This is a genomic window from Flavisolibacter tropicus, assembly GCF_001644645.1.
Taxonomy (GTDB): Bacteria; Bacteroidota; Bacteroidia; order Chitinophagales; family Chitinophagaceae; genus Flavisolibacter; species Flavisolibacter tropicus.
The window spans coordinates 4,328,968-4,344,972 of sequence record NZ_CP011390.1; the positions used below are offsets into that span (position 1 = coordinate 4,328,968).

At 41.8% G+C, this 16,005-nt stretch carries 19 protein-coding genes and 1 tRNA gene; 11 read left to right on the forward strand and 9 right to left on the reverse strand.

The annotated features are described in order from the left end of the window. Positions 1 to 15: 15 nt before the first annotated feature. Complete coding sequence (locus SY85_RS18490) at positions 16 to 696, reverse strand: hypothetical protein (protein WP_066406400.1); 681 nt, start codon at positions 694 to 696, stop codon at positions 16 to 18. 112 nt (positions 697 to 808) lie between these two features. Between SY85_RS18490 and SY85_RS18495 the strand changes: the two genes are divergently transcribed. From SY85_RS18495 to SY85_RS18505, 3 genes are all read left to right on the forward strand, one after another. After that, positions 809 to 2,029: a DUF1015 domain-containing protein gene (locus tag SY85_RS18495; protein ID WP_066406402.1), complete on the forward strand. Its 1,221-nt coding sequence runs from the start codon at positions 809 to 811 to the stop codon at positions 2,027 to 2,029. Between the two features lie 126 nt (positions 2,030 to 2,155). Beyond that, positions 2,156 to 3,157 carry a tetratricopeptide repeat protein gene (locus SY85_RS18500; protein WP_066406403.1) on the forward strand — a complete coding sequence of 334 codons (1,002 nt, stop codon included), beginning with the start codon at positions 2,156 to 2,158 and terminating at the stop codon, positions 3,155 to 3,157. A 268-nt stretch (positions 3,158 to 3,425) separates the two neighbouring features. After that, entirely contained in the window at positions 3,426 to 5,207 is a 1,782-nt protein-coding gene (locus SY85_RS18505) for an AMP-dependent synthetase/ligase (protein WP_066406404.1), read from the forward strand. A gap of 41 nt (positions 5,208 to 5,248) precedes the next feature. Here the strand turns inward: SY85_RS18505 and SY85_RS18510 are convergent, their stop codons facing one another. From SY85_RS18510 to SY85_RS18525, 4 genes are all read right to left on the reverse strand, one after another. After that, a complete protein-coding gene (locus SY85_RS18510) occupies positions 5,249 to 5,458 on the reverse strand; it encodes a hypothetical protein (protein WP_066406409.1) in 210 nt (69 codons plus the stop codon). 113 nt (positions 5,459 to 5,571) lie between these two features. Next, on the reverse strand, positions 5,572 to 5,862 hold the full coding sequence (locus tag SY85_RS18515) for a hypothetical protein (protein WP_066406410.1): 291 nt from the start codon (positions 5,860 to 5,862) through the stop codon (positions 5,572 to 5,574). A gap of 231 nt (positions 5,863 to 6,093) precedes the next feature. Continuing rightward, positions 6,094 to 6,363 carry a hypothetical protein gene (locus SY85_RS18520; RefSeq protein WP_066406411.1) on the reverse strand — a complete coding sequence of 90 codons (270 nt, stop codon included), beginning with the start codon at positions 6,361 to 6,363 and terminating at the stop codon, positions 6,094 to 6,096. Positions 6,364 to 6,411: 48 nt separating this feature from the next. After that, on the reverse strand, positions 6,412 to 6,636 hold the full coding sequence (locus tag SY85_RS18525) for an RNA-binding protein (RefSeq protein ID WP_066406412.1): 225 nt from the start codon (positions 6,634 to 6,636) through the stop codon (positions 6,412 to 6,414). A 176-nt stretch (positions 6,637 to 6,812) separates the two neighbouring features. Between SY85_RS18525 and SY85_RS18530 the strand changes: the two genes are divergently transcribed. Continuing rightward, on the forward strand, positions 6,813 to 7,895 hold the full coding sequence (locus SY85_RS18530; RefSeq protein ID WP_148661238.1) for a hypothetical protein: 1,083 nt from the start codon (positions 6,813 to 6,815) through the stop codon (positions 7,893 to 7,895). 53 nt (positions 7,896 to 7,948) lie between these two features. Here SY85_RS18530 and SY85_RS18535 read toward each other — a convergent pair whose 3' ends face one another. Beyond that, positions 7,949 to 8,362: an OsmC family protein gene (locus tag SY85_RS18535; protein ID WP_066406414.1), complete on the reverse strand. Its 414-nt coding sequence runs from the start codon at positions 8,360 to 8,362 to the stop codon at positions 7,949 to 7,951. A 246-nt stretch (positions 8,363 to 8,608) separates the two neighbouring features. Between SY85_RS18535 and SY85_RS25710 the strand changes: the two genes are divergently transcribed. Together SY85_RS25710 and SY85_RS18540 are read left to right on the forward strand one after the other, a co-directional pair. Next, positions 8,609 to 8,773, forward strand: coding sequence for a hypothetical protein (locus tag SY85_RS25710; RefSeq protein WP_158513000.1), 165 nt, complete (start codon positions 8,609 to 8,611; stop codon positions 8,771 to 8,773). Positions 8,774 to 8,803: 30 nt separating this feature from the next. Further along, on the forward strand, positions 8,804 to 9,235 hold the full coding sequence (locus SY85_RS18540) for a hypothetical protein (protein ID WP_066406416.1): 432 nt from the start codon (positions 8,804 to 8,806) through the stop codon (positions 9,233 to 9,235). A gap of 322 nt (positions 9,236 to 9,557) precedes the next feature. Here the strand turns inward: SY85_RS18540 and SY85_RS18545 are convergent, their stop codons facing one another. Together SY85_RS18545 and SY85_RS18550 are read right to left on the reverse strand one after the other, a co-directional pair. Then, entirely contained in the window at positions 9,558 to 9,995 is a 438-nt protein-coding gene (locus tag SY85_RS18545; RefSeq protein WP_066406417.1) for a hypothetical protein, read from the reverse strand. Positions 9,996 to 10,132: 137 nt separating this feature from the next. Continuing rightward, the gene (locus SY85_RS18550) at positions 10,133 to 10,717 is read right to left on the reverse strand and encodes a PhnA domain-containing protein (RefSeq protein ID WP_066406418.1); all 585 of its coding nucleotides are present in this window, start codon (positions 10,715 to 10,717) and stop codon (positions 10,133 to 10,135) included. A 281-nt stretch (positions 10,718 to 10,998) separates the two neighbouring features. On the opposite strand from SY85_RS18550, the gene SY85_RS18555 reads away from it, so the two are divergent. Together SY85_RS18555 and SY85_RS18560 are read left to right on the forward strand one after the other, a co-directional pair. Continuing rightward, the gene (locus SY85_RS18555) at positions 10,999 to 11,880 is read left to right on the forward strand and encodes an FkbM family methyltransferase (RefSeq protein WP_066409974.1); all 882 of its coding nucleotides are present in this window, start codon (positions 10,999 to 11,001) and stop codon (positions 11,878 to 11,880) included. 320 nt (positions 11,881 to 12,200) lie between these two features. Continuing rightward, entirely contained in the window at positions 12,201 to 13,460 is a 1,260-nt protein-coding gene (locus SY85_RS18560; protein WP_066406421.1) for an NRAMP family divalent metal transporter, read from the forward strand. A 139-nt stretch (positions 13,461 to 13,599) separates the two neighbouring features. Here the strand turns inward: SY85_RS18560 and SY85_RS18565 are convergent. Then, positions 13,600 to 13,671 (reverse strand) — tRNA-Arg (locus SY85_RS18565). Positions 13,672 to 13,703: 32 nt separating this feature from the next. Between SY85_RS18565 and SY85_RS18570 the strand changes: the two genes are divergently transcribed. From SY85_RS18570 to SY85_RS18580, 3 genes are all read left to right on the forward strand, one after another. Beyond that, on the forward strand, positions 13,704 to 14,405 hold the full coding sequence (locus SY85_RS18570; protein ID WP_226998893.1) for a DUF2306 domain-containing protein: 702 nt from the start codon (positions 13,704 to 13,706) through the stop codon (positions 14,403 to 14,405). Then, positions 14,402 to 15,259 (forward strand): YARHG domain-containing protein, encoded by an 858-nt coding sequence (locus tag SY85_RS18575; protein WP_066406423.1) that lies wholly within the window; start codon positions 14,402 to 14,404, stop codon positions 15,257 to 15,259. Before SY85_RS18570 ends, SY85_RS18575 begins: the two co-directional genes overlap by 4 nt. An 87-nt stretch (positions 15,260 to 15,346) precedes the next feature. Continuing rightward, positions 15,347 to 15,997, forward strand: a complete 651-nt coding sequence (locus SY85_RS18580) for a tetratricopeptide repeat protein (protein ID WP_066406424.1) — start codon at positions 15,347 to 15,349, stop codon at positions 15,995 to 15,997. The last annotated feature ends 8 nt before the right edge of the window (positions 15,998 to 16,005 follow it).

Here is a 16,005-nt window from a genome sequence, read left to right on the forward strand (position 1 = left end):
TGCAGCGCTTCTCTTCTAGCTTCTATACGGCAGCTTGCGCGCAATCCAGTTGCTGTAGTATTCTACAAGGTCGTCGGTACCCTTAGGAAGGTCAGAACCACCTTGGCGAAAGGTTTTCCAAAGTAACTTACCGTCTTTAGCATTGTACAGGGAACTATTCAGGTTAATATCGGCAGCATTCATGCCCAGGGGTGAGCCCAGTGTGCCGGACTTGCTAACAACATTTAATAGGATCTGACCGGCCTTTAAGCCATAGGCCACACCATCGCTAAAGTTCTTGTCCTTTTCCAGCGTGGTCATTAATACAGCATCCACACCCAGTAGCTTGGCAACCTCCTCAGGTCGTTTGGTATAGAGCTCGTCAAGTGTAAGCCCCGATTCGGTTAGTAATGCATTGGTACGTTGTGAGCCCTGAAAAGAGATCATTGGGCCTTTTCGGTTTTTGCTGGTTTGGCGTAGGCTATAGCTCAATAATGATTCCTGGAAGGCATAGGCCCATTTCTCATTAGCGGCTTTGATGTCTTCAACGGTCTCTTTCTTACCTACATGGCCGGTTTGGGTAATGTGGAAGGGGAGAATGGCTACCGTGTGGTGTGTGGCGGCCTGGTTGGCAAAGTCGGACGACTTATACACGTTTCGGTTGGTGCCACAAGAAAACAATGCAATAGAAAAGATAATAAGTAAAGATGTTCTCATAAAGTTCGTTTTGATTAATACAACAAAACAAATAGCTACCCTTATGACTTTCTGTTAAGAACTCTGGAATTAAGAATTCATTAGCAAAAGGTCATAGTCCTTACTTTTGCGTATGGCTAGTATAAAACCCTTTAGAGCGCTGCGTCCTCATGTGGAGAATGCAGAACAGGTGGCTTCCCGTCCCTATGATGTATTGAACTCAGAAGAGGCCCGCAAAGAAGCGGCCCATAACCTGCTGTCGTTTCTGCACGTTACCAAGGCGGAAATAGACCTGCCGGCCGATGTTGATATTCATACCGAGCAGGTATACCAGAAAGCAAAAGCCAACCTGGATGCGTTTAGAGAGCGAAATATCTTGTTTCAGGACGAAAAACCTTGTTACTACATCTACGAGCTGGCTTGGAAAGGTCGCACGCAAACCGGCTTAGTGTGCGTGTCGTCGGTAGCTGATTATTTCAATGATGTCATCAAGAAGCACGAGTTTACCCGCCCTGAGAAAGAAAAGGATCGCATAGACCATATGTTCACCACGCGTGCACAAACTGGTAATGTCTTCCTGGCTTGCAAAGCCATCAAGGAACTGAACGACGTATTTGAACATTGGAAAAAACACCACGATGCCGTTTATTATTTTACAGCACCAGATGGTGTAACCCATAGCGTGTGGGTAGTAGATGCCACTGCAACCATTGATGTGATTACCGAATTGTTTAAAGATAAAATACCTTTTACCTATATAGCGGATGGCCATCACCGTGCGGCTTCTGCTGCCAAAATAAGCCAGCAGCTACCAGACAGTGAAGATGCCAAGTACTTCCTGACCACTATCTTCCCGGCCGACCAACTGGCTATTCTGGATTACAACCGAGTGGTAAAAGACCTGAACGGCTTGAATGAAGAAACCTTCTTGCAACAGTTGGAACAGGAATTCACTATTGAGAAATCGAACGAGCCCGTAAAACCTACCTTCTTTCACCAGTTTGGCATGTTCCTGAACGGGCAGTGGTATAAGCTGACAGCCAAGGAAGGAACCTTTAAGAAAGATCCCATTGGCGTGCTGGATGTAACCATACTGCAGGAAAATATTTTGGAAAAATTCCTAGGTGTAGGCGACCCGCGTGTAGACAAGCGTATTGACTTTGTAGGCGGTATCAGGGGATTGAGCGAACTGGAAAAGCGCGTAAATAGCGGCGACATGCAACTGGCATTCAGTTTGTATCCAGTGAGCATCCAACAGCTTTTTGATATTGCAGATAGCGGAAATGTGATGCCTCCCAAGAGCACCTGGTTTGAGCCAAAGCTCCGCGATGGTCTATTGACCCATTTAATTTAAAACGGATAAAGTATTGTTATTTTGCGGGGAGACGTGACAGGCGTCTCCTTTTCTTTTTATTTTGGCTGCGTTAAGCAGGCATCGAAAGTGAAAATGGAGAAAGCCTAATAGAACAAACGAAACTGGATGAAAAAACTTTTCTTTTTACTGGCAGTGGCAGCTGCCTTACAAGTTGAAGCTCAGGAGCAAACCGCACAGGAAACCGCGCGCACCTTTATGCGCTCCGGCGATTTTGATAATGCCATATTGGTACTTAACCGGGCCTTACAGAGTGAGCCTAAAAACCTGGAGCTCCAAAAAGAGCTGATCATGGCCTACTACTACAAGCGCGACTATGTAAAGGCTTTGGAAGGCGTAAAGGTTATAATGGAATACGATTCCCTGGATGTGGTAAGCTACCAGATAGCCGGTAATGTATACAAAGCGCTGGAAGAAGTAAAGCTGGCCGACAAGATGTACAAAAAAGCCTTGAAGCAATACCCTAAGAGCGGTGCTTTATACAGCGAGTATGGTGAGTTGCTGACGGCCACTCAAAACAAAGACGCTATCAAGTACTGGGAGAAAGGCATACAGGAAGATCCTTCATTTGCCGGTAACTACTACAATGCCGCCCTGTATTATTCGAATGCGGGAGATAAAGTATGGCCCCTGGTATACGGCGAGATCTTTGTGAACATGGAAAGCCTGACAGAGCGGGCTACCGCTATGAAAGGCTTATTATTGGAAAATTATAAGAAGCTTTTTGCTAATTCGGAAATAGTAAAGGAAGGCGACAAGCTAAAGAATGATTTTTCCAAAGCGTTTTTACAGACCATGGATAAACAATCGCCGATGGCCAACCATGGTATTACTACCGAAACGCTGACCATGATCCGTACACGCTTCATATTGGAATGGTATAAAACCTATGGCACCAAATTTCCATTCCGCCTGTTTGATTACCAGCAGCAGTTGATCAGAGAGGGGATGTTTGAAGCTTACAATCAGTGGCTGTTTGGTACCGTAGAAAACCTGCCAGCCTATGAAAACTGGACCAAAACGCATAGCGAAGCCTATAATAAATTTACCTCCTTTCAAAAAGGCCGCATATTTAAAATGCCTGCCGGACAATATTACCAAAGTCTTTAAGCAATAATATTCAGAAGCCCCGTTAGGGGCTTTTTTATTGGTCTGAACCGGGATTTGGGTAGATTAAGGGATTAGGAAGCGAAAAGCAATGATTATTCATCATTGAGCATTAAACATTCCCTTCCTTCTACCTTCATCATTCCTTGTTCCTTGTTCAATATTCTTCTCCTTTTCTCCTTTCCTCTGTGCGAAACACTGCTCTCTCATAATATTTTCATATCTATGCTGAATAAGCTAAATTGTAGTGCTGAAGCAAAACGACTTGCATATGACTAAACCGCACCGGTTGTTTGATTGCCTCGATAAGTTATTGAAAGAAATGCCCAATAATCCATTGTTGGTTGCCAAAGAAGGCGGACAGTGGAAGCCTTATACCACCAGCGAGGTGGCTGATACTGTAGAGAAGCTATGTGCTGGCTTAATATCCTTAGGCGTTAGCTGCCACGATATGTCGGTAGAGAAAAGAGATAAGATCGCTATTCTTTCCAAGAACCGGCCGGAATGGGTTATGTTGGACCTGGCGGTACAAAAAATAGGAGCCATATTGGTACCTGTTTATCCAACTATACATATTAACGACCTGGAGTTTGTGCTGAATGATGCAGAAGTAAAGTATGTGTTTGTGAATGACGAAGAGCTGTTTCATAAAGTAGAAGTGGTACGACCTAAAGTAGGCAGTCTAAAAGGTATTTACAGCTTTGAGCAGGTGGCAGGGTGTCAACATTGGAAAACGCTATTAACAGCGGGGCGTCAAGATCATTTCCAGCAAATCGAAATTTATGCAGAGAAAATTTACACGGAAGACCTGTTTACTATTATTTATACATCTGGAACTACAGGAACACCTAAAGGTGTGATGCTCTCGCATCATAATATTCTTTCCAATGTGATGGCGAGCTTACCGTGTTTTCCGGTAGGCGATCTGAAAAAAGCATTGAGCTTTTTGCCGCTGAACCACATCTTTGAGCGGATGGTTACTTACATCTACCTGTTTTGTGGAACAACCATTTATTATGCAGAGAGCTTGGATACTATTGGTGAAAACCTGAAAGAGGTAAAACCAAATTTGTTCACTACCGTGCCGCGCCTGCTGGAAAAAGTATATGACAAGATCATGCAGAAAGGTGCTGAACTAACAGGCACTAAACGTAAGTTATTTTTCTGGGCACATGACTTAGCAGAACGTTTTGAAATCAATAAGAATCAAGGTCTATGGTATAACATCCAGTTACGCTTGGCCAACAAACTAATATTCAGTAAATGGCGCGAAGCGCTGGGTGGCAATTTGTGTAGCATTGTTACGGGTGGTGCTGCCTGCCAGGTGCGTCTCATACGCATTTTTACAGCGGCACGCATTCCTATAATGGAAGGGTATGGATTAACCGAAACCTCTCCGGTGATTGCTGTGAACCGCTTTGAAGAATCGGGTCGTATGTTCGGAACCGTTGGTCCCCTACTTAATAATGTAGAAGTAAAGATTGCAGAGGATGGCGAGATCTTATGCAAGGGGCCAAACGTGATGATGGGTTATTATAAACGAGATGATCTTACTGTTGAGGCCATAAAAGATGGCTGGTATTATACTGGCGATATTGGTACCATGGTCGATGGCCGATTTTTGAAGATCACCGACCGAAAAAAGGAATTGTTTAAAACCAGTGGTGGCAAATACGTAGCTCCCTTACCGATAGAAAACAAATTAAAAGAGTCGCCCTTTATTGAACAAGTGATGGTGGTAGGACCCGAGCGGAAGTTTGTTGGAGCTCTTATTATTCCGGCCTTCCCTAATCTGCGCGACTGGTGTCGTCAGCAAGGTATTAAAGACGGCAGCAATGAAGAGTTGATTCGTCAGCCTAAAGTGCAGGAGTTTTATAAAGAGTTAACGGAGAGCTTTAATAAATTCTTCAACCAGGTAGAACAAGTAAAACGATTTGAGTTATTACCGAATGATTGGACTGTAGAAACAGGAGAAATGACGCCTAAGCTTTCCTTAAAACGGAAAGTGGTCATGGAGAAATATAAGGATGCCATTAATCGCATCTACGCTTAGAAAAAAAGCTCTGCACCAGCAGAGCTTTTTTTCTTTTTATGTTAAGGTAAATCTCTTGTACGGTCAGGCGTGTCTGTTTCATTATCTGGTGTTTCTTTTACCTGGGGAGGCTCACTATTGGGATGGGGGTTATGACTAACACCTTCTGTATTCAGGTTATCACTATATTCCTCCTGATGCTTAAGCATTGTATCTACTTCAGTTGGTTTTGGATATGACTCTGGACGGTCGTTTTTTTTATCGGTATTCATACTAATTGATTTTAAAGTTTATGAATGAGAAAAACAAGACGCCCTGTTTCATGCAGGGCGTCTTGTTTTCATTGATGATTCAATGGCTTTGTTTTATACCAAAAATCAAGGTATTACATACCACCTTCTCCGCGAGTGCTGCTCTTGTCACTGCTGCTCTGATCACCACGACCAGACTGGCCACCGCTTTGAGAAGAACCGCCACGTCCTGCATCACCACTGCTTAGTTGATCGCCAGAGCTGATGTTGCTGCTAGTGCTTTGGCTTTGACCACCCAAGCTTTCATTACTACGCTGAGAGCTGCTTTGTGAGCCCGTTCCAGACTGTGATCCTGATGTGTTTGATTGGTTACCAGTGTTCTGGTTTTGATCTTGCATACCTTGGTTTCTTTGTTCTTCTGCCATAACTGTAATTTTTAAAGGTTAAGAAATGTTTTAAGAGTTGCGTTTACTTGTATAAACATTATGCCTAATTGTTTTATGCCATTGTTTTTCTTAATGAAGAGAAGAGTAGCTTAAAAGCGTACTGGTTATTGGGGAACTTCATCAACAACCCAAATGTGGCATAAATGCAAAATCCTTACAAGCACAGCGATACCGCCTGCTGTAAGGATTTTGCGTGTCTATGGTGTTAACCTATCCTTCTGAAACCTGGCCGTCGTAATCGCTGCCGGTGACACTACGTTTGGTAGTGATACCTGAACCTTTGTTGGCTCTTGTAGTATTACCTGTAGCATGGCGAAGTGCATTGGAGCCCATATCAGTAGTGCCACCTCTGTTCGCTGAGGCATTCTGGTGGTCGCTATTACTACTGGTTAGATCACTATCGGGCATGATCCGACGATTTTTCTTGTTTTCGTTTCCTTGATTTCTATCTCTGTTTTGACCTTTTACATTCTCTGCCATAACACACAATTTTTAAGATTAAAAATTCATACTACCACGTAACTATTATCATGAGCGATCTCTTTCAGAATCCTGCTCAGGACTATAGTAGTCTGCGCCATAATCATAACTTCTGCCGCTACTTACATTCTTGTCGCGCAAATTTTGAACAGGTTGCTGGTTGGCTGTATTCAGACTTTCATTGTTCACTTGTTCCTGGTTCATGTCCTTATTGTTTTGGTCTCTTTCAGGGCCTTGTTGTTGTGGGCCCTTGTTTTGTTGATTGTTTTGCATATACAACATTTTATAACTGTAAAGACTCGAAAAACGTGCCGCAACGGCGAAGCCATGTGTATTCTTGTCCGTTTTAATAAAGTGGTTTTGTTGTTGAAGCTTTACTGCATTCTCTATAAATTGGTGGAATATTTAGTCAACTGATGAGAGGTCTGTTTGTTCTAATTACTTTCTGTTTGTTTTCTCTGTCCCTAAGTGCCCAGATCGAGTATCCTATATTTAAGGACACTGCTACCTTTCAGGCTGAGGATAGTGGAAAGCTCAGCCTGCAAATCGATAATTTCAATTACCTGCGCAATTATGAATACTTTGGCGATATACCGCTGGGCTATACACTGATCGGGTATCAATTCATGCCGCAGTTGAAGTACCAGCTCAATAAATACTTCCAACTAAAAGGGGGGATCTTTTTACGGCGAGAATTTGGGCATAAAGGATTTTACCAGTTTGCTCCTGTGTTAACTGCCAAGTATCAGAAAAAAGGATTTTCACTGTTAATAGGTACACTGGAAGGTGCGTTGAACCATCGTTTTATTGAGCCTATTTATGATGTAGAAAATGTTATTACCCATCGCTTGGAACAGGGGGTACAGGTACTATTAAATAAAAAGCATTTGTGGTTGGACTGGTATGTGGATTGGAAAAAAGCCATTGAGCAGAACTCACCTTACCGCGAAGAGCTTACTTTGGCAGCTAGCAGTCGTGTTAAACTCATCAATACCAGTAAGCTTGCAGTAGAGTTGCCTTTACAGTTCATGATGGCACATAAAGGAGGGCAAATAGATGCATCGGGTTTGCCGCTGGAATCATTAATTAATTCAGCTGTAGGAGCGTCAGTTACAGTGCCAACAAATGGCCCTTTTCTAAAGGCCGTACGTACAGAGCACTATATGGCTTTTTATAGAGATATTTCAGGCGCCAAGAAGCAATTATATGCTAACGGAAAAGGGTGGTACTCTTCGCTATTGTTTAAAACCAAATGGGTTGATATCGATGCGCGTTATTGGAAGGGAAATCAGTTTTATGGACCTAACGGTGGCGCTCTGTTTAGTTCTATTTCACAAAAGATAGCGGGCTATGGCGAAGAAAACCGGGAGTTGCTTTTTTTAAGTTTGATCTATGACCGGCAGTTGTTTCCCAACCTGAATGTAGATGTTCGGTTTGAGCCCTATTATGATGTTCGAAACAAGCTGACGGAATACTCGTATTCTCTTTTCTTGCGTTTTAATAAAGACTTTTTTCTAAAGCGTATCAAATAATAAGCACAAGTAAAGACGGCCTGTTGCAGTGATGGAACAGGCCGTCTTTAAGTTTATTGCGTTAATTGGGCTTCTGAAGTAATCGTAGCCTTCAGAAGTTTAGAGATAGGACAGTTTTCTTCAGCGTTCTTTACACACTCCTGCCATTTGGCTTCATCAATATTAGGCACACGTCCTTTTACGGTCAAATGCGATTTGGTAACTGTGCCATTTTCAAAGGTTATTTCACACTTTGTTTCTAAGTTGTCGGCAGTAAAACCGGCTTCATTTAAAACAAAGCTTAGCTTCATTGTAAAACATCCGGCGTGAGCCGCTGCTACCAGTTCCTCAGGGTTAGTGCCTTTGCCTTCTGCAAAACGAGAGTTGAAAGAATATTGTGTTTGCTCTAAAACACCACTTTGGGTAGTTAAATGTCCATTGCCTTCTTTTCCAGAGCCATTCCAAACGGCTGTTGCATTACGAAGCATACTATATAATTTTTGAGTTAAGGAGCTTAAAGTTAAGCGGTTTATACATCAATTAAAAAGAGTAGTACCGTATTGTCGATTTAAGGCTGTTAAATAAATAGAAGAATTTATTTCTGGAGATAATAATATGCCGGCTGTCTTGAAGAAAGAGGCTAACGCTATTGGCAATTGGTAACAATTTCTTTATTGTCTGGTAACATTGGCGTAAGATAGAATTGAGTGTTTTGTATCTACAAAGAAATAGGTATGCAAGCCATAAAAAGACACTTGGCCTTTTATCGTGGTAAGATCACCATCTTGCCCATTTCATCTGTTACATTTCGATTGTGGTTTAGCCTGGGTATTTTTTTTACTGCATTTATTGCACTTATTCATTTCTTCAAACAGGTATTTAGTCATTGTGCCTTTTAACAAAGAGTTTGGTAGTAAACAATTTGTGGTATGATTGATAAGTTGTCTGTGTCGCAGATTGATTATTCTCAAGAGCAGGAAAACAAACTGCTGCTTAATGGTCAGTCATTCAAAATGGTAACACGTGGCTTTTTTACCAAGCATCAATGCTTGATAAATGCCGACAATAAAATTTGGTTAACCATTAAGAAAAAGAGCAGCAAAGATTTTCTTTTGGTATTTAGTAGTGGTGCTAAATATCAATTGGAAGTTTTGACGTACACCGATTTAACCTGTGTCTACTATGATAGAGAGGATACAGAATTATTCCGACTTACACAACCGGCTTTTTTGCCAGATGCTATTTTTTTATTGATTTCTGAAGACTGTATGCCGGAAGAGGAATTTACCACAATGGTAGCCTGGGGTTTTTATTTCTGTAGGCACTACAATGAAAAAAGAAAGTATAAGCCAGCAGCTTAATTGGTTTGATGATAATCAATATCCAGCCCACGTTTAGAATACTTTAAGAGGTTCTTTATACACTTCGGCATACAAATGGAGTTATAGTTTGTATGTTGATCAGTATTTTACATGGAAGTCAAATGGTGTTTGAGCAGTTGCTGATAGGTATTCTGGCTCTTAATGCCTTGATAATAGGGGTTTTAACCTTTGTGCCAAGCCTGCATGGGCGATTGGTGCAATGGATTTGGCCGAAACAATCCGGAAGAAATTAACATTCATTCATAAGCAGAAAAGCAGCGCCTTGGCGCTGCTTTTCTGCTTTAATTATAAGTCGTCGAAGCTATTTTTTTACTAGCTTGAAGGTTTGTGTAACTGTATTGGTTGGTTTGGACTTAGAAGTTACTGTAATGGTTACCGTCCCAATTTCGCCTGCCGGAATATTTGAAATGGTTACAGGAATAGAAGTAGTACTTGGATCGAACGTGTAATCATTGGGGGCTATAATATTGCCATTAAGATCGCGTGTAAACTTAACTTTAACATCTACACCCCGTGCTGGCACTGCACTTTTAATCACTATATTAAAGTTGTAAGTGGCGCCTGTAACTTTTACAGGAGTAGTACTGCTACCCGGGTCCGGGTCAATGGCTATTACAAGGTTTTCTTCTGTCGTGGAGCCGCCGCCACCACCGCCACCACCGCTACTGGGTTTAGAGCAAGCCGCAATGGCCAGGGCAAAGAAAAAAAGAACAACAACGGATCGGATTAGTGTTTTCATAAACAAGTTTAGTATTGGATTTGTGTTTAATCTATTTTGTAATAAAGCAATATACGACAATGTATGAACTAATGCTTAAGCCTTAGTGCAGGCCAAACGCAGTTCTTTTCTCAAATCACAAATAATAGTAATCGCTGCTAGCTACTCTGTTTCCTTACATATTTAGTAAGTATGACAATAACCTGCCCTTCAATTTTACCTTCTATCTGTTCTGTGTTGTTTTCTACAAGGCGGATATTTTTTACTACAGTTCCCATTTTGGCATTCAGGGTAGAGCCTTTTACATCCAATGATTTGGTTAAAACTACCGTGTCGCCCTGTTGCAATATATTGCCATTGGCATCTCGGTGCAGATCTACACTGGCATCTGCTTCATGATCGCCGGTAGCCTTCGCCCATGCCAGTCGGTCATCATCCAGGTAAAGCATGTCCAAGCTATCGGCAGCCCAGCTTTCATTACGTAACCGGTTTAGCATACGCCAAGCCATTACTTGTATACCCGGCACCTCGCTCCACATACGATCTGTAAGCCCTTGCCAATGTTTGCTATCTAACTCTTCCCGTTTTTCTATCTGCGCCCGACACTTAGCACATAAAATGATACAGTTGTCTTCAGTAGGCTGGTCTTGAGGTGGTACTTCATAGAGTTGTAAGTCATTGGTTGACCCGCATAGCTCACATTGATTTCCGCTACGTTGTAAAAGAACCTCTTCCAGCTTCATTATTTATTGATTGAGGCCGCAAAGGTAAGGCTTCTATGGTTGGCGTATGGGAATATAGAAACGGTTGTTGAAGCTGTGTTCTGCCTACTTCATAAGTAGTTTTAACTACCTATTAGTTTTTGTATCTTATACAAAAGATCACCTATTGTAAATAGTAAGGGCTAAACGCACAAAATAAATTGTCGGCCTGGTTTATAAACGCGTGAAAGCTTTTATCTAATAAAAGAAGCCGAAGAGTTTGAGTGATCTATCAGACTTTTTAGTTAGTAGAAATAATGGCAATGAAAGCAATAGTTAAAACGCTATATAATGCTCTTCCGTTCAAGCAGACTCTTTTTTCTGTACTAAAACAAGTATGGACCCCGAAGGAATCAGTTTTCAAACACTTGCATTTTAAAGGAGTGTTTACTGTTCCCATTGACGGCTCTACATCTTTTATGATAAACCACTACGGTTACCAGGTAGAAAACGACATCTTTTGGGCAGGTCTGACAAAAGGGTGGGAGAAGGAATCTTTAAAGCTTTGGATAAAACTGTGTGAGGAATGTGAAAGCATAATTGATATAGGAGCTAACACTGGCGTATATACTTTAACTGCTAAAGCGGTAAACCCATCTTCCAAGGTTTATGCATTTGAGCCCATAGAAAGAGTTTATAACAAACTGACCGCCAACATCAGGCTAAATAACTTTGATATTCTAGCAGTAAAAATGGCTGCATCAAACAAAGACGGGACAGCAATATTTTATGATACATCCACAGAGCATACCTATTCGGCGTCTGTTAACAGAAATCTTTTACTCTCTCAAACCTCCAGCATTATACAAACAACAATCGAAACGATTACGTTGAATTCATTTATTAAGCAGAATGGTATCACCCATATTGATTTACTTAAGATAGATGTTGAAACGCACGAGCCAGAAGTTTTACAGGGGTTCTCTGAGTATTTAGCTACGTTCCGACCTGCTATGTTGATTGAAATATTGACGGATGAAATTGGCAATAGGGTGCATAATATGTTACAGGGGCTTGACTATCTCTATTTCAATATTGATGAGAGTCTTGGTGCTCGTCAAGTGGAAAAAATAACAAAGACTAGGCATGACAATTATTTGATCTGCAATGCTGAAACCGCAAGAAGAATTGGACTGATAGAATAGGGCAGCAAAGCCTACTCCTTTTCCTCGTGTACTCAAAGTATAAAGATGATCCTGATTTTGACAGACAATGGTAACGCAGAGCTCTAACATTCGTACAAGAGCATGCGAAGCTGATACGTCTGGCAAGGAGAGATGTATCAAACAAATTGTTCTTTTCTTCCTTCATCATATACACCATCGGTTGACCAGCAAGAAAACTCTTCCTTTGATTTTATGTCTGCATTTTGCTTAACAATTCTTTCTCTTAAAACTACTTTCAGAGAACCGGGATTTGAATACTACCGAAACAGGTTGGTACAAAATTTATTCTTTACTCTGACATGAATGGGAAGCAAAATAAGGTTCTGCAGTTTTTCAAGAAGTTAGGCCCCGGTTTGGTTACGGGTGCTAGTGATGATGATCCTTCAGGTATTGCCACCTACTCGCAGGCAGGTGCAAAATTCGGTATTAATACATTATGGACGGCCCTTATCACTTTCCCCTTAATGGCGGCGGTACAGGAAATGTGTGCCCGCATTGGCCTGGTTACTTCGCAGGGACTTGCCAGTAACATTCGCAACCATTATCCTAAATGGGTAATGTATGTAATGATACTTTTCACTTTTCCAGCAACGATCCTGAATATCGGTGCAGATATTGCAGGCATGGGGGCCGTGGCCAACCTACTAATTCCAGCTATCCCTTCTTATTATTTTACAGTGGGCTTTACAGTTGCGCTGATGGTGCTAATTATTTATTTGCCCTATCAGAAAATAGCTGCTGTGCTAAAATACCTTTGTGCATTTCTTCTGCTGTATTTGATTGTTCCCTTTCTTTCTAAGCAAAACTGGTCAGACATTGCAAAGCACACGTTTATTCCCACTATTCGTTTCGACAAAGAGTTTATAAGCATTCTGGTAGCTATCCTTGGAACCACTATTTCTCCCTATTTATTTTTCTGGCAGGCAACAATGGTAGCAGAAGATGTAAATCATAAAAAGAGAAGGCTGGTAGTAAACAAAAAGGTGATCACAGATTTGGATATAGATGTGGATATGGGTATGTTTTTTTCTAACGTGGTTATGTTCTTTATTATACTCGCCACCGGTACTGTTTTATACAATGGCGGCATTCGGCAAATAGACACGGTGGAGCAGGCGGCAAAGGCATTGGAGCCACTGGCTGGTCAATTCTCTTACCTCCTTTTTGCTTTTGGTGTAATGGGAACAGGTTTTTTAGCTATACCTGTATTGAGTGGTAGCCTTTCTTATATTCTCTCTGAAACGTTTAAATGGAATGGTGGACTGGATAAAAAATTCTACCAGGCAAAGCCTTTTTATTTGGTAGTAATTTTTTCATTGCTGATCGGCTTGGCCATCAATTATATAGGTATCAGCCCCATAAAGGCTTTGATATATACAGCTATTTTATACGGAGTCACTTCGCCGGTACTCATTGCTGTTATTCTGCACATTGGTAACAATAAAAAAGTAATGGGAGAGTTTGCCAACCGCAAATGGTCGAACATTTTGGGTTTTGCTGCTTTAATTTTAATGACAATATCTGCTATTATGTTGTTATACTATCAGTTTAAAGGATAAAGAGATTTGGGCGGGACGACATATGTTTAGTAAAGTTTATTTGTGTTTGTTTCGTTAACAAACGATTTTTAGATAGGGCCCATTAAAAGAAAAGAGCCATGCAAGTAATAGACTTGAAAGGCTCTTTGTTGTTTCTGTGTAGCCCCGACAGGAATCGAACCTGTATCTAAAGTTTAGGAAACTTCTATTCTATCCATTGAACTACGGGGCCAACGTATACTGACCGCAATATTAATTTCTTTTTTGCAACTACCGTTTCGAAAAGCAGATTGTCGTTCATTATTCCGCTATTTTGCAAACCGTATGGCCGTACCTGCTACCAAACTAATATCCAAATTTGGGTTGCTGCTCATTGCTATCTACCTGTTCTTCTGCTACTTTATGGTAGAAATTGTAGCGCAATACATTCCAGTGGGTGCCGATACGGCTTTCTTGGGTATTAAACAGGAATACATCGATATACCGTTTTATCTGCCTGTATTTTATATCCATGTATTTACCGCTATACTAGCCTTGCCGTCAGGCTTCACACAGTTCTCCCGTTATATATTGAAACGCTGGCCTACTGTGCATAGGCTCAACGGGCGTGTGTATATCATTAGTATCCTATTACTAGGTGCGCCCTCTGGTTTTATTATTGGGCTTTATGCCAATGGCGGTCTCCCTTCACGTATTTCTTTCTGTTTGCTGGGTGTGCTGTGGATGTATTTTACCTGGCAGGCGTATGCGGAAGCACGCAAAAGAAACATCCAGCGACATAAAGCCTTTATGTATCGCAGTTTTGCGCTGACCCTTTCTGCAATTACTTTAAGGGCTTGGAAATATGTACTAATTGCTATCTTTCATCCACGTCCTATGGATGTATACCAACTGATCGCCTGGCTTGGGTGGGTGCCTAACCTGTTGATCGCAGAATACCTTTTAACACAAAAACGACCAAAATGAGACTAACTGCTCTATTCCTTGCATTGGTAGTGCTGGCCAGCTGTACCAACAGCAATTCTGCCAGCGCTGATCTGAAATCAAAGAAAAAGAATGTACCCAAAGAAGTGGTGGTGCCCGTAGTTAAATACGGCATAGAGGGCTACTATACGGGTGTACTTTCCGCCAAAGAATACAAAGAAAGTGTAGAAGGCATCGATAAACAGATCACTATATGTATCGACTCATTAAATGGCTATAATGTATATGGCTATAGCGTGGTGGCAGGTAACAAGCGCCCCTTCAAAGGAACGTACGAAGAGCGAGATGATCAATTTGTGATCACCGCTAAAGAACCGGGTTCTGATAAAACAGACGGTCGTTTCTCCTTTTCTGTTCATCCCAAAAAGAAAGTATTGGAAGGTTCTTGGAAGGCTAATAATGCCACATTAAATGTTACTGAGAGTGAATTTAAGTTGGAGCAGCGTCCATTTAAATATAGCCAGCATTTAGAAATACCGGAGTCTATGGCTGGAGTGCCGCTGCCGGGTAGCTATAATGAAGAAACAGAAGAGTCAGAAGCTCTAACCGCTGATATTGTAATGATAAATGCTTCCCAGGCGTTGTTAAAAGCCAAAGACGTAGAAAATATGTATAAGGCTGATCTTGAGGTTGTCCGTAATGCTATTTATGCCCGCCATGGCTACTCTTTTAAGAATGCCCGCATGCGGGTGTTGTTTGATAATAATGTGTCTTGGTACATGCCCCTGTTTACGGATGTTACGCCTTACCTGACCGAAGTAGAAAAAAAGAATATTGCCCTGATCAAGCGTTATGAGGCGCATGCGGCTAAATACTACGACGCTTTTGGAAGGTAGGTATAGTATCGAAGGTCTTTAACAAGGTTTTTTAGCAGGTCAAACGGCTACAACTGCCTATCTTTGCAGCCTTTCAAGGAAAACCACATGAAGTTCTACAATATTGTAATAAAATACCGCCTTCTCATTGGCCTGGCCCTATTGGCACTGGGTGTTCTTGTAAATGTCAATGCCGGCTTCTGGCCTGCCTTCACGCTGTATTTGATCGGCGCTATCTTAATTGCCGGACACTTTTTCTTTGGTCCGCTTCGTTTGATCCAGGAGCACTTGGAAGCAGGTAACATGGAGGAAGCACAAAAGGTATTGAACTCGGTTAAATACCCCAACCTGCTGTATAAGCCCATCCGCTCTGTATACTACACGCTGAAGGGTAACCTGGCCATGATGAACCAGGACTTTGATACAGCGGAGAAGAGCATGAAGAAGGGGCTGGATTTGGGCATGCCGATGAAGGAAGCTGAAGGTGCCAGCATGTTGCAAATGGGTATGCTAGCCATGCAAAAGAATGACCTGAAAGGCGCTGAAAGCTATATCCGCGGTGCACTACGCAAAGGTTTACCGGATAAAGAAAACCAGGCAGCTGCTTACTTGCAAATGTGCTCACTGATGATGAACAAGCGCGAGTTCCGTGCCGCTAAGGATTTCTTCCGCAAAGCGAAAGCGCTGAAGCCTACTACGCCGCAGATTGTAGACCAGATCAAACAGATTGAAAAATATATTTCGCGTATACCGGGGTAAAAAGAACC